We start from the raw sequence: 12,710 nt of genomic DNA on the forward strand, positions 1-12,710 counted from the left end.
CGATGACCCCACATCTGAGGGCGAGCCAATCCGGAGCCGTCTCTGTCTCACCGACGTGCGCGTCGGTCCGCAATCGCTTGCGGCAGGAGACGCGGATTTGTGTCAGCAGCCACCGACAACAACGTCACGAGATAGAACACGTAGGTGCGCCCGCCTCTCTCGGTGGTTCGCTCGTATGCTGGGGCGATGACGGACCAGGTGATTTTGATGTGCGGTCCCGCGGGATCCGGCAAGTCCACCTACGCGAAAAGGCTCGAGCGCGCCGGCTATGTCCTGCTCTCGTTCGATGCCGAGGCTTGGAACCGCGGGTACCGAGTTCACCCGGTACCCGCGGACGCGATACAGTCCATCCACGATCACCTGCAGGCCCGCCTGAAGGAGCTCGTCACCCGCGGAGCCCGAGTCGTGGTCGATACCTCGTTCTGGTCCCGGGCCTCCCGCGATCGCTACCGGGATTTTCTCGCACCGCTCGGTGCGACCCCTACGGTCTACTACCTCGAAGTCCCGCACGACGTCCTCCTCGAACGACTCGCAACCAGGACTGATTCTGGTCCTAACGATGTCCTCGTTTCTCCAGCGCAAGCCGCTGCCTACATCGATGGCTTCCAGAGACCCACCCCTAATGAAGGCCCGATGCGTGTCTTCCGCCACCAGGTGGGCACCTAGGTGACGCCTGCGGGGTCGTCGCCCGTGAACGCCGCGGACTCCGGTACCGGGACACCGATCTCCTGCTGGATCAGTTCGACCTCCGCGTCGATATCGTCCTCATCCCAGCCGGGGTGAATGCTGCGGACGATCTCCTTGCGAGACGCAGCGCGTGCGGCGTCGAGCAGCTGCGCGGTGCGGGCGAGCCTCTCCGGGTCGGCCTGCGACACCGGGGCGAACTCGACGGCCGGCATCCGGGTCATGTCGCCGAGGTCAGCGCCGCCGAACACGGTCTTGTCGATCTCCAGCGCAGCGAGGGACCAACGTGCGAGAGCACCCTTCGCGTACAGGGCCTTCTTGTCGCGGGTGCGCTCGCTGTCGGACAGGTCCGCGTCGATCTCCGTGGCGGTGCGCTGGCCCTTCGCGGAGTCGAGGCCGAGGTGCGCTTCGGAGTAGCCGAGCGCGGACGCGAGTTCCTTCTTGAGGCCCTCGATCACGGCGAGGTGTTCTTCGACTCGGATCGCGAACTGCACGATGCCCATCGCGCCGTTGCCGTCCGCTGCCTTCCCGAGCGTGCCGGAGACCGGCGTAAACACCTGCCGGTAGACGTCGAAGTTCGCACCTTCGCCGGGCTTCCCGGACAGGTCAAGCATCTCTTCGGGGACGATGAGGCGGCCCTGGCCGTTCTCCACGTCGCGCATCAGCGATGACCAGGTGAAGTCGACCTTGTCGAGGACGTCCTGTACGCCGTCGAGGTCGGAGCGGCCGAGGGATGCGAGTTCGCCGAGCTTGCGCCAGTCGCGCACCGGCGCCGCGTTCTTCAAGTAGGTGACGGCGAGGTGTTTCGTGCCGGTGCCGATCGCAACCGTCTCCGGGAGGGCGCCCTCCCGGACGTTGAGGTCTGAAGCAGTGCGCATCCGGGCGTAATGCGCCGTCTCCTCGCGCGTGTCGATCTGCACCGGCACACCGAGGGCGCGGTCCGTGCCGCGGTACAGGGTGTACTCAATCGTCCCTGGCTTGTGCTCCTCGATGAGGCGATAGACCTCGTTGCCGTCGTGGTACTCGGACCAGAGCGTCACGCCGGCGAGTCGCCCGTGACGGAACGTGGGGATCGCGGTATCCGCGGCGTACGCTTTCGGGAAGACATGGTCGTGCACATCGGCATCCCAGGCAACAGCGAGGTACGAGCCACCGAGGGCGGCCGAGTACTCGCCAGCAAGAAGGAGTTCGGCGTGCGTTTCGTCGGCACCCGTGATGTCGTCGAGGCGGGTCTGCGCCGGGTGTGCCCACCGCTTCCGCGACGCCCGCGTGTCGCCCTCCTGTAGGGGGACGTCGTCGGGCTTGCGGAACAGGATCTGCGGGGCCTCGCCGAACAGCAGATCAGCGGACAGAGTGCAGAGGTCGGCGGCGAGCGGCAGATGCATACGCATCCGCTTCTCTTCCTCGACGATCGGCTGGCCGAGGAACATCTTCGACAGGGAGCCGAGGTCGCAGCCTCAGATGGATGAATTCCCGTGGGGGCAGATGTTCACGGCGATCGCTGCGCTCGGTGGTGCGGCGATCGCCCTCCACGAGACGGTCGGGCACGGAGAGACGATCACCTACGGCGGGCTCGCCGCGCGCAGCGGCACCGACGTCCCCGCCCGGGGGATCGGTTCGATCATGGGTGCGAACCCCGTCCCCCTGATCGTGCCCTGTCATCGGGTGGTGGCCGGCGACGGCCTCGGCGGATACTCCGGCGGCGATGCGGGCCAGGGCCTCGAGACCAAGCGCTGGCTGCTGGAGCACGAGGGGTCTCTGCCGACCTCGCTGTTCTGAACAGCGGCGGCGGCATCCGTCATCCCGTCATCTCACCGACGAACACCCTGCGAGAATGGACGTGCCGAGTCCCGAGCCGAGGAGCCAACGTGCAGTTCATCTCCACCCGCGGCGGCATGCAGCCGCAGTCGTTCAGCGAGACGCTGTTGGAGGGCCTCGCGCCCGACGGCGGACTGGCGGTGCCCGAGGTCATGCCGACCGTCGACGGCGAAACGCTCGAGCGCTGGCGTGCGCTGACGTACCCGCAGCTGGCGACCGAGGTGCTCGGGCTGTTCGCGACCGACATCCCGCGCGCGGATCTCGCGCGGATGACCGATGCGGCATACGCCGGCTTCCCCGACGGCGTCGTGCCGCTGCGGGCCATCGACGACGAGCTGACGCTCGTCGGACTCTCCGAGGGGCCGACGCTCGCGTTCAAGGACATGGCGATGCAGTTCCTCGGACAGGTGCTCGAGTACACGCTGGAGCGCAACGACGCCGTGCTCAACATCCTCGGCGCGACCTCGGGCGACACCGGTTCTGCGGCCGAGCACGCCCTCCGCGGCAAGGAGCGCGTCGCGGTGTTCATGCTGTCGCCGCAGGGCCGCATGAGTGCGTTCCAGCGGGCGCAGATGTTCTCTCTCGACGACGCGAACGTGCACAACATCGCGGTCGAGGGCGTCTTCGACGACTGCCAGAACCTCGTGAAGAAGCTCGCCGGCGATCTGGACTTCAAGCGCGCACAGCACCTGGGCGCGGTGAACTCGATCAACCTCGCGCGCATCACGGCGCAGACCGTCTACTACTTCTGGGCGTGGCTGCGGGCGACGGATGCCGGTGGCTGGACCGAGCTGTCCTTCACGGTGCCCTCCGGTAACTTCGGCAACATCCTCTCCGGCTTCTTCGCCAAGCAGATGGGTCTCCCGATCCGTCGCCTGGTACTCGCCGCGAACGAGAACAACGTCCTCGACGAGTTCTTCCGCTCCGGCGTCTACCGCCCGCGCAGCGCCGCTCAGACGCTCGCGACCTCGAGCCCCTCGATGGACATCTCCAAGGCGTCGAACCTCGAGCGGTTCATCTTCGAACTCGTCGGCCGTGACCCCGCCCGCGTCGTGGGGGCCTGGGACGACCTCGAGGCCCAGGGGTACTTCGACTTCTCGGCCGATCAGGAGCGCTTCCTCGAGGAGTTCGGCATCGTCAGCGGCACCTCGACGCACGCTGACCGGCTGGCGACGATCCGCTCGGTGTACGAGACGACGGGTGAGGTCATCGACCCGCACACGGCCGACGGCGTCAAGGTCGCGCGCGAGTATGTCGAACCGGGTGTTCCGATGCTCGTGCTCGAGACGGCCAAGCCGGAGAAGTTCGCCGAGACGATCCACGAGGCCATCGGTGTCGAGCTCGGCTATGCGCCCGAGCTCCAGGAGATGCTCGACGCTCCCCAGCACGTGACCGAGATGGGTGACGACGAGCACGCGCTGCGCGCCTTCATCGAGACGAACGCGCTGCACTGATCTTCGCGGCGGTCGTCGAGGCCCCCAGTTCACGTCGAGACCCCCCTCGTGCCGCTGTCGGCAGGAGGGGGTTTCGGTGTTTCCGGGGGTCTCCACGCGAGCTGTCGCGGGCGTGACGCAGAGCGGGTACGTGCGATGCGCACATCCGGGTTCGATTCTCGTGCGATATGCACATGTCGTGCGGTGTCCGAGCGTGGCTACTGTGGCGCACAACCCGTTCCCCTCCTCCTCCCGAAGGATCCTCATGGCACGCACGGCGCACGCAGACGACTTCGCGCTCTCCCGGGTGACTCCCGAGGCCCGCAAATCCTGGTTCGGCATCGCCGTGCAGCGATTCGGACAGGTCTCGGCCCTCTCTCAGTTCCTCCTCGGCGCGACCCTCGGCTACAGCATGACTTTCGGCGAGGCTGTCCTCGCCTTCCTCTTCGGCTCGCTCATCCTCGAGGTGATCATGTGCGTGGTCGGCTTCATCGGCCAGCGCGAGGGACTCAACACCGCCCTCCTCGCACGCTGGACCGGCTTCGGCGAGATCGGCGCCTCCCTCGTCGGGCTCGCGATCGGCATCAGCCTGATCGGCTGGTTCGGCATCCAGTCCGCCATCTCGGCGCAGTCGCTCGACGCCCTCATGCCCGGCGCTCTGCCGGTGTGGGCCTGGAGCCTCATCTTCGGCCTCGCGGTCACCGCGATCGTGGCCTTCGGCTTCGTCGGGATGCAGTGGCTCGCGAACATCACCGTGCCGCTGTTCCTCATCCTCGTCGGCTGGTCGGTCATCTCCGAGCTGAGCCGTCACGACATCGGCGAACTGCTCACAGGCCCCGCGCCCGGACCCACGATGAGCGTGTGGGCCGGAACCGGCATCGTCGCGGGTGGCCTCATCGTCGGCGCGATCATCACGGGCGACATGACCCGCTTCAACCGCTCGCGCGCCGACGTCATCAAGCAGACCGTGGTCGGCGTCTCCCTCGGCGAGTTCGTGATCGGCCTCGCCGGCGTGCTGCTGGCGCACGCCGCGGCCACGGGGGACATCGTCGCGATCGTCACCTCGTCGGTCGGCTTCATCGGCCTGTTCATCGTGCTCACCGGCACCCTGAAGATCAACGACTGGAACCTGTACTCCTCCACACTGGGCCTGGTGAACTTCATCTCGACCGCGTTCGGGAAGAACCTGCACCGCGTCACCACGACCATCGTGCTGGGCGTCGTCGGATCCGTGCTCGCCGCGGTCGGCATCCTCGGACAGTTCACCGAGTTCCTGATCGTGCTGAGCGTCGCGTTCCCCCCGATCGCCGGCATCATGGTCGCCGAGTACTACATCGTGCGTCGCTGGCGTCCCGACCTCGACGCGACGCGCGACGAAGGCACCCTCCCGGCGACCGCCCCGCGCATCGTCCCTGCGACGATCGTCGTCTGGCTGGTCTCCGCGCTGGTCGGCTACTTCGTGACGTGGGGCATCCCGTCGCTTCTCAGCCTTTTCCTCTCGATGGCCCTCTACATCGTCGCGGGCAAGCTCGGCTGGGTGCGCGGCGTCGGCGTGGCCACCACACGGCAGGCCGCACCGGTCGAACAGACAGCAGCGGCCTGAACCGCTACAGACAGACACCCCTCACAGGAAAGCGAGCATCATGCACATCGGCATCGACGTCGGCGGCACCAACACCGACGCAGTCCTCATGGACGGCACCCGCACCCTGGCGGGGGTGAAGCACTCGACCACCCCAGACGTCACCAGCGGCATCATCCAGGCGATCGAGGACCTGCGGGCCGGACACTCGTTCGAGGGCGCCGACATCGATGCCGTCATGATCGGCACGACGCACTTCATCAACGCGCTCGTGCAGGCGAGCCGTCTCGCACCGGTCGCGGCCCTCCGGCTCGGGCTGCCCGCCACCCGTGCGCTGCCGCCCCTGATCGATTGGCCCGAGGTGCTGGTCGAAGCGACCCAGGCCCGCAGCTACCTCGCGCACGGCGGCTACGAGTTCGACGGCCGACCGATCTCACCGCTCGACCCCGACGAGATCCGGGCGCACGCCGAGGACATGAAGGCGCACGGCATCCGCTCGGTCGCCATCTCCTCGGTGTTCAGCCCCGTGAACCACGACCTCGAGGTGCGGGCGGCCGAGATCGTCGCGGAGGTGCTGGGGGCGGACGCCGCCATCTCGCTGTCGCACGAGATCGGACGCATCGGGCTTCTGGAGCGCGAGAACGCGACGATCATCAACGCCGCGCTGCGCGAACTCGCATCGGAGATCGTCGACGGGCTCACCTCGGCCGTTCGCGCCCAGGGCATCGAGGCGCCGATCTTCCTCAGCCAGAACGACGGCACGCTGATGGACGAGGAGTACGTGCGCCGCTACCCGGTCGCGACCTTCGCGTCCGGCCCGACCAACTCGATGCGCGGGGCAGCGGCCACCAGCGGCCTCGACGACTGCGCCGTGATCGACGTGGGCGGCACCACCGCCGACATCGGGTTGCTGATCAACGGCTTCCCACGCGAGACGGCGAACGAGGTCAAGGTCGCCGGCATCCGCACCAACTTCCGGATGCCCGATGTGCTCTCGCTCGGCATCGGCGGCGGCAGCATCGTCGACGAGGAGACGGCCGAGGTCGGCCCGGCTTCCGTCGGCTACAAGCTGACCACGGAGGCACTGGTCTTCGGCGGATCGACTCTGACCGCCACCGACATCGCCGTCGCGGCCGGTCGCGCGCAGGTCGGGGATGCGAGCAAGGTCGCGCACCTCGACCCGGCGTTCGTCGAGCGGGTGCTCGCGCGCATCGCCGAGCGCGTGTCCGAGGCCGTCGACCGCATGCGCACCTCGCCCGAGCCCATCGCGGTGGTCGCGGTCGGCGGCGGATCCATCCTGCTCCCCGACGAGCTGCCGCTGTTCGGCACGGTGCACCGGCCGGAGAACTACGCGGTCGCGAACGCCATCGGCGCCTCGATCGCACAGGTCGGCGGCGAGATCGACAAGGTCTACGCGATCGAACCCGGTCGCCGCGAGGAGACGCTCGCCGAGGTGCGGGCCGAGGCCGTCGACAAGGCCATCGCCGCCGGCGCCAAACCCTCGACCGTGTCGATCATCGACTTCGACGAGGTGCCCATCCCGTACCTCCCCGGCAACGCGACGCGCATCCGCGTGAAAGCCGTCGGCGACCTCGACATGGGAGCGTGACATGAGCTGGACCATCACTCCCGCACACATCGACGGACTCGCCCGCGGCGCCGCCGTTCTCGGCACCGGTGGGGGAGGAGACCCCTACATCGGCGCGCTCCTCGCCCGTCAGGCGCTGACTTCCGGCGACGTCACCGTCGTCGGTCTCGACGAGGTGCCCGACGACGCGCTGGTGCTGTTCGTCGCGATGATGGGCGCGCCGACCGTCATGGTCGAGAAGCTCCCGAGCCTGGCCGAGGTCGTGGAGCCCGTCAAGGCGCTCGCCATCCACCTCGGTCGTCCCGTCACGCACATCGCGTGCGCGGAGGTCGGCGGTGTCAACTCGACCATCCCGATCGCCGCGGCCGCCGCGCTCGGGTTGCCGCTGGTCGACGCCGACGGCATGGGGCGCGCTTTCCCCGAGCTGCAGATGGTGCTCCCGACCCTGTACGGCGTCACGGCATCGCCCCTCGCGTTCAGCGACGAGAAGGGCAACACCGGCGTGCTGCAGACGGCGGACAACTCCTGGACCGAGCGCATCGCCCGCGTGGCCTGCGTCGAGATGGGCTGCTCGGTCATGATCTCCGGGTTCTCCATGTCCGGCACGGCCGCGCGGGAGTCGCTCGTCTCCGGTTCACTGTCGCGCTGCATCGAGATCGGGCAGCGCATCGCCACGGCCCGCGACGAGAAGACCGACCCGGTCGACGCGGTCGTCGATCTCCTGGGCGGCCGAGAGCTGTTCGACGGCAAGGTCGTCGACGTGCACCGGGCCACCACGACCGGCTTCGCACGCGGGCGCGCATGCATCGACGGTGACGCCGGTGCGACGCTGACTCTCCAGTTCCAGAACGAGCACCTCGTGGCCGAGGCCGACGGGGCGGTTCTCGCGACCACTCCCGACCTGATCATGGTGCTCGACGGCGAGTCCGGCGAGCCGATCACGACCGAGGGCCTGCGCTACGGGCAGCGGGTGCGGGTGATCGCGGCTCCGGCGGATGAGCGCTGGCATTCGGAGGCCGCCCTCGCGATGGTGGGCCCCGGCTACTTCGGCTATGACATGCCGGCGCACCGTTTCGACGGCAGCATCTCCACCGGATCGGCGTCGGCGGGAGCCGCGGCATGAGCTGGCAGCTCACGGCTGCCGACCTCCCCGATCTCGCTCGCGGCGCGACGCTCCTCGGCACGGGCGGAGGCGGCGACCCCTACATCGGCAAGATGCTGGTCGAGCGGGTGCTGGGGGAGGGGAGCATCACGATCCTCGACCCGGACGAGCTCGCCGACGACCTGTTCGTGATCCCGACGGCGCAGATGGGCGCCCCGACCGTGATGATCGAGAAGATCCCGGCCGGGACGGAGCCCACGCTCGCCCTGCGCACGCTCGAGGAGCACCTCGGACGGACCGCGGACGCGACCATGCCGATCGAGTGCGGCGGCATCAACTCGATGATCCCGCTCATCGTCGCGGCCGAGACCGGGCTCCCGGTGGTGGACGCCGACGGCATGGGCCGCGCGTTCCCCGAGCTGTCCATGGAGACCTTCGCCGTGTACGGCGTGCACGGGTCGCCGCTCGCGCTCGCCGGGGAACGCGGCGAGAAGGTCGTGATCGACACCGGCGACGACGACAGGCAGATGGAGTGGCTCGCCCGCGGCATCACCATCCGCCTCGGTGGCGTCGGTCACATCGCGGAGTACGCGATGACCGGAGCCGACGTCCGGCGAACGGCCGTGCCCCGCACGATCTCGATGGCACTCGCGCTCGGCCGCGCCATCCGGGTCGCCCGAGAGGAGCACCGTTCGCCGTTCGAGGCGATCGCCGACACCCTCTCGACGACTCTCTACCCGCACCTGCGTGAGCTCTGCGTCGGCAAGGTCATCGACGTGGAACGCCGCACGACAGAGGGCTTCGCCAAGGGGCGGGCGGTCATCGCACCGCTCGGGGCGGAGGAGGGCGACACGTTCGAGATCTCCTTCCAGAACGAGAACCTCATCGCCCACCGTGGAGAGACGCTCGTGGCGATCGTGCCCGACCTCATCTGCGTCGTCGACCACGAGACCGCCGAGCCGATCACGACCGAGGGGCTCCGGTACGGACAGCGCGTGCGGGTGCTGGGCATCTCCACTCCCGAGATGATGCGCACTCCCGATGCGCTCGCCGCGTTCGGCCCGTCCGCATTCGGGCTCTCGGCGGAGTTCGTCCCGGTGGAGACGCTGTCCGCAGGCGAGGGCGTTTCTCCCTAGGCTGGAGCGCATGATGCTGCAGCGCGACGACCTCACGGCGCTCGCCCGCGGCTATGCGCTGCTCGGCTCGGGCGGCGGCGGCTCGACCACCATGCTCGAACTCATGCTCGCGCGGGCGACGGACTGGCCCATCGAGGTCTCCCCGGTCTCCTCGCTCGACCCCGCCACGCCCTGTCTCGGGGTCGCGTTCGTGGGGTCGACGATGCTGCTCGGGGAGCGGCTTCCGGGGGAGGAGCCGTTCGCCCGCCTCCTCGACGCGGTCGAGCGCTGGGTCGGGCATCCGGTTCCCGCGGTCTGCTCGCTCGAAGGCGGGGGGATGAACGGGCTCGCACCGCTGACGCTCGCCGGATCTCACGTCGTGCTCGACGCGGACTGCACCGGCCGCGCCGTGCCGGGGCTGGACCAGATGTCGCTCTTCGTCGACAGCGTGCCGGGGCTCGTCTTCGCCTGCGACACGGGTGCCGACGGAGTCGCGCTCGTCGAGGCGCATCGGGCCATCGACGCCGAGCGCGTCGTGCGATCGGCGATCATCCAGGCCGGCGGTGTCGGCTGTGCGGTGCTCGGCGGCTTCACCGTCGGCGATCTGCGGGAGCACGCGATCGGAGGCCACCTCGCGTACGCGCTCGAGCTCGGCAGGGCCTACCTCGCCGCCGCCGCTGCTCCGCTTCCCCTCCTCGCCGACGCTCTGGGGGCCGAGCTGCTCGCCGAAGGACGTATCGTCTCGGTCGCGCCCTCGCTCCAGGACCCGCACGTGAACGCGGTCGAGATCAGCGGTCTCGGCGGCGCGGTGCACCGCGTGGTCACCCGATCCGAGGCGCTGGCCGTGCTCACCGACGGACTCCTCGTCGCCTCGGCCCCCACCATCATCGTGATCGTCGATGCGGTGTCCCGGGAGATCCTCGAGGTCACCGAACTGGGTCTCGCCCGGAACGTGGCGGTCTTCGCCGTCCCCGCGCCCGAGTGGTGGAACACGCGGTCCGACCGGCGGTCCCAGGTGGTGCCGTCGGCGTACGGTCTCGACGATCTGGATGCAGCGTGATCGAGCGGCTGCGGTTGAGCGCATTGCTCGCCCATGCGGAGAACGGCGGGCTGCGGCGAATCGCCGGCCCTGCGGATACCGCCTGGGAGGCGGTCGCTGTCGGAGCGGGGGAGGCGGAGCTGACGGACAGCGGTGCGGACCGCCTGGCGATCGTCACCTCGACGGCCCCGAGCGCGACCTGGCAGCAGGACGCGCTGCTGCGACGACTGCGGGACCGCGGTTTCACGGGACTCGCCCTCCCCGGCGCGGCCGGCTTCGATGCGGGCGCGTTCCGGCTCGCCGACCGCATCGGCCTGTGTCTGCTCGACGTCGAGCGCCCTGTGCAGCTCGCGAAGGCCTGCTGGATGCTGCTCGAGGCCCGTGACGCGCTGACGCTCAGCCAGGTGCGCAAGGTCGCCCAGTCCTTCGAGTACGCCGCCGACGACCTCGCCGATCTGCTGGGGCACATCGCGGCGAACCTCGGTGTCGGGGCCGCATTGATCGACTCGTCCGGGGTTCTCCAGGAGGCAGGAGCCCACCTCGACGAACACCTGCATGCCGCGATCGGCTTCGATTCCTGGCTCGATCAGGCGAAGGCCGGCGACTCCGCGGCGGCTTCGGTGCGCGTCGACAGTCCAGGGCGCAGCGGCCTGCGGCTCGTGCTCTTCGGACGCGGGCTCGGAGAGGCGCAGGTGCAGTCGCTCTCGGTCGCGGCAGAGATCGCGATGCCCGCAGTCGCGGCGCGCATCCTGATCGACGAGGTGGCGGCCGTGAACGACGTCGCCGTGTCGTCAGGTCTGCTTCGGGACTTCGTCGACCTGCACGGGGCCGCCGATGCCGACGTCGAGCGTCGCATGGCGGAGCGCGGCTGGCGCACGGGCGGGCACCACATCGGCTTCCGTGTGGTGGCGAGGGGACGACTCGATTCCTTCTCGCTGCTGCGGTCGGTGAGCGCCGGTCTCTCCGCGATCGACGGCGAGGCGCATGCGACCACGGCGGGCCGCGGACTCAGCGGATGGCTGTCGTTCCCGGAAGCCCCGCATCCGGATCGGGTGGAGCGCGCCGTCGCCTCACTGCGGGAACTCCACCTCGCCGTGCTGCGCGATTTCGCGGTGGCGACCGGTGTCGGGTCGCTGCAGGCCGGGGCGGAAGGTCTGGCCACGACCCTGGACGAGGCCGGCGACGCGGCGCGCATCGCCGCATCGCGATCCGCGACCGGGTGGTTCGTGCGTGTCGACAGCCTCGGCCTGGAGCAGTTGCTGCTCGCCTGGACCGGGAACGACACCTTCGTCCCGGCGGCGGAATCGCTGTTGGCGCCGTTGCGCGACGGCGGTGGGGAGCTGCTCACCACGCTCTCCGCCTACCTCGATCACGAGTCCGGCATCGCGGCGACGGCGAGTGCGCTCGGCCTGCACCGCAACACGGTCATGGTCCGGATCCGGCGCGTGCAGGAACTCCTCGGTATCGACATGACCGACCCCGAGGCGCGGCTGGCCCTGCACCTCGCGTGTCGAGCCGTGCAGCCGCGCTGAGCAGTACCCGCTCACTCCTCCGGATCGCCGTGCAGCATCCACGGGATGCCGAAGCGGTCGACGAGCATCCCGAAGAGGCCGCCCCACGGCGGCACGTCCAGGGGCATCGTGATCGTGGCCCCGTCGGCCAGCTTCTCCCACACCGCACGGGTCGCGTCCTGCGAGTTGCCGCTGAGCGAGACCGAGAAGCCCTGCGGCTTCTCGTAGGGCATGCCGTCGGGAGAATCGGATGCCATGAGGACGAGTCCGCCGGGTGCATCGAGCTGGGCATGCATGACGAGATCCTTCTGGCTCGGATCCTGCACCATGTCGGGGAACTCTCCGAAGGTGTTGATCACGAGCTCACCGCCGAGCACCCCCTGATAGAACTCCATCGCCTCACGGGCTTCGGTGCGGAACGAGAGATACGGGTTGAGGGCAGGCATGAGGACTCCAGGAGGTGAGAGGTGAGACTACGGCACCGCTGACGCTCAGTCTGCGCCGCGGGCCTTGCCTCCGCAAGAGATCCGACGAGGACGGGCGGGCTCAGGCCGGGAGAGCCTTGACCGCTGCGGTGAGCACCTGGGGAACCGTGGGCACGCCCGTGGCTCGGAACACCTCGACTCCCGATGAATCGCGGATGATCACGGTCGGCGTGTGGTCGATGTCGAGTGCCTCCGCGGCGTCCGGATCCTGAGCGACATCGATCTCGGTCACCGTCGCATCCGGCAGGAAACGAGCGGCGTCGGCCAACACCGACCGAGTGCGTGCGCAGGCGCCGCAGAACGACGATGACACCAGGGTCAGCTCCATCCCCACCTCCTCGGATCCACGATGC

At 69.1% G+C, this 12,710-nt stretch carries 12 protein-coding genes; 9 read left to right on the forward strand and 3 right to left on the reverse strand.

The window, feature by feature from the left end:
- Nucleotides 1-186 precede the first annotated feature (186 nt).
- Complete coding sequence (locus tag ACCO44_RS03785) at nt 187-666, forward strand: ATP-binding protein (RefSeq protein ID WP_372468438.1); 480 nt, start codon at nt 187-189, stop codon at nt 664-666.
- Here the strand turns inward: ACCO44_RS03785 and ACCO44_RS03790 are convergent.
- Nucleotides 663-2,075, reverse strand: a complete 1,413-nt coding sequence (locus ACCO44_RS03790) for a phage portal protein (protein WP_372468439.1) — start codon at nt 2,073-2,075, stop codon at nt 663-665. The two genes, ACCO44_RS03785 and ACCO44_RS03790, sit on opposite strands and share 4 nt — an antisense overlap.
- 70 nt (nt 2,076-2,145) lie before the next feature.
- Here ACCO44_RS03790 and ACCO44_RS03795 point away from each other — a divergent pair, with 70 nt between their 5' ends.
- From ACCO44_RS03795 to ACCO44_RS03830, 8 genes are all read left to right on the forward strand, one after another.
- On the forward strand, nt 2,146-2,463 hold the full coding sequence (locus ACCO44_RS03795; protein ID WP_372468440.1) for a methylated-DNA--[protein]-cysteine S-methyltransferase: 318 nt from the start codon (nt 2,146-2,148) through the stop codon (nt 2,461-2,463).
- Between the two features lie 89 nt (nt 2,464-2,552).
- Nucleotides 2,553-3,956 (forward strand): threonine synthase, encoded by a 1,404-nt coding sequence (gene thrC / locus ACCO44_RS03800; RefSeq protein ID WP_372468441.1) that lies wholly within the window; start codon nt 2,553-2,555, stop codon nt 3,954-3,956.
- A 244-nt stretch (nt 3,957-4,200) separates the two neighbouring features.
- Entirely contained in the window at nt 4,201-5,538 is a 1,338-nt protein-coding gene (locus tag ACCO44_RS03805) for a cytosine permease (RefSeq protein WP_372468442.1), read from the forward strand.
- Between the two features lie 40 nt (nt 5,539-5,578).
- Nucleotides 5,579-7,126, forward strand: coding sequence for a hydantoinase/oxoprolinase N-terminal domain-containing protein (locus tag ACCO44_RS03810; RefSeq protein WP_029263811.1), 1,548 nt, complete (start codon nt 5,579-5,581; stop codon nt 7,124-7,126).
- A gap of 1 nt (nt 7,127) precedes the next feature.
- Nucleotides 7,128-8,228, forward strand: a complete 1,101-nt coding sequence (locus ACCO44_RS03815; protein ID WP_372468443.1) for a DUF917 domain-containing protein — start codon at nt 7,128-7,130, stop codon at nt 8,226-8,228.
- Nucleotides 8,225-9,343 carry a DUF917 domain-containing protein gene (locus ACCO44_RS03820; RefSeq protein ID WP_372468444.1) on the forward strand — a complete coding sequence of 373 codons (1,119 nt, stop codon included), beginning with the start codon at nt 8,225-8,227 and terminating at the stop codon, nt 9,341-9,343. Before ACCO44_RS03815 ends, ACCO44_RS03820 begins: the two co-directional genes overlap by 4 nt.
- 10 nt (nt 9,344-9,353) lie before the next feature.
- The gene (locus ACCO44_RS03825; protein ID WP_372468445.1) at nt 9,354-10,382 is read left to right on the forward strand and encodes a DUF917 family protein; all 1,029 of its coding nucleotides are present in this window, start codon (nt 9,354-9,356) and stop codon (nt 10,380-10,382) included.
- Nucleotides 10,379-11,893, forward strand: a complete 1,515-nt coding sequence (locus ACCO44_RS03830) for a CdaR family transcriptional regulator (RefSeq protein WP_029263815.1) — start codon at nt 10,379-10,381, stop codon at nt 11,891-11,893. Before ACCO44_RS03825 ends, ACCO44_RS03830 begins: the two co-directional genes overlap by 4 nt.
- Before the next feature lie 11 nt (nt 11,894-11,904).
- On the opposite strand, the gene ACCO44_RS03835 is transcribed toward ACCO44_RS03830, so the two are convergent.
- Together ACCO44_RS03835 and ACCO44_RS03840 are read right to left on the reverse strand one after the other, a co-directional pair.
- Nucleotides 11,905-12,318: a VOC family protein gene (locus ACCO44_RS03835; RefSeq protein WP_105711116.1), complete on the reverse strand. Its 414-nt coding sequence runs from the start codon at nt 12,316-12,318 to the stop codon at nt 11,905-11,907.
- Between the two features lie 100 nt (nt 12,319-12,418).
- The gene (locus ACCO44_RS03840) at nt 12,419-12,685 is read right to left on the reverse strand and encodes a glutaredoxin domain-containing protein (RefSeq protein WP_029263817.1); all 267 of its coding nucleotides are present in this window, start codon (nt 12,683-12,685) and stop codon (nt 12,419-12,421) included.
- Nucleotides 12,686-12,710 lie beyond the last annotated feature (25 nt).

The organism is Microbacterium maritypicum, assembly GCF_041529975.1.
GTDB lineage: Bacteria > Actinomycetota > Actinomycetes > Actinomycetales > Microbacteriaceae > Microbacterium.

Bases quoted from the DNA above. Each gene is read 5' to 3' on its own strand.
- ACCO44_RS03790 (WP_372468439.1), bottom strand. From the start codon at position 2,075: ATGCGTATGCATCTGCCGCTCGCCGCCGACCTCTGCACTCTGTCCGCT.
- ACCO44_RS03795 (WP_372468440.1), top strand. From the start codon at position 2,146: ATGGATGAATTCCCGTGGGGGCAGATGTTCACGGCGATCGCTGCGCTC.
- ACCO44_RS03815 (WP_372468443.1), top strand. From the start codon at position 7,128: ATGAGCTGGACCATCACTCCCGCACACATCGACGGACTCGCCCGCGGC.
- ACCO44_RS03820 (WP_372468444.1), top strand. From the start codon at position 8,225: ATGAGCTGGCAGCTCACGGCTGCCGACCTCCCCGATCTCGCTCGCGGC.
- ACCO44_RS03825 (WP_372468445.1), top strand. From the start codon at position 9,354: ATGATGCTGCAGCGCGACGACCTCACGGCGCTCGCCCGCGGCTATGCG.
- ACCO44_RS03840 (WP_029263817.1), bottom strand. From the start codon at position 12,685: ATGGAGCTGACCCTGGTGTCATCGTCGTTCTGCGGCGCCTGCGCACGC.
- ACCO44_RS03835 (WP_105711116.1), bottom strand. From the start codon at position 12,318: ATGCCTGCCCTCAACCCGTATCTCTCGTTCCGCACCGAAGCCCGTGAG.
- ACCO44_RS03805 (WP_372468442.1), top strand. From the start codon at position 4,201: ATGGCACGCACGGCGCACGCAGACGACTTCGCGCTCTCCCGGGTGACT.
- ACCO44_RS03785 (WP_372468438.1), top strand. From the start codon at position 187: ATGACGGACCAGGTGATTTTGATGTGCGGTCCCGCGGGATCCGGCAAG.
- ACCO44_RS03810 (WP_029263811.1), top strand. From the start codon at position 5,579: ATGCACATCGGCATCGACGTCGGCGGCACCAACACCGACGCAGTCCTC.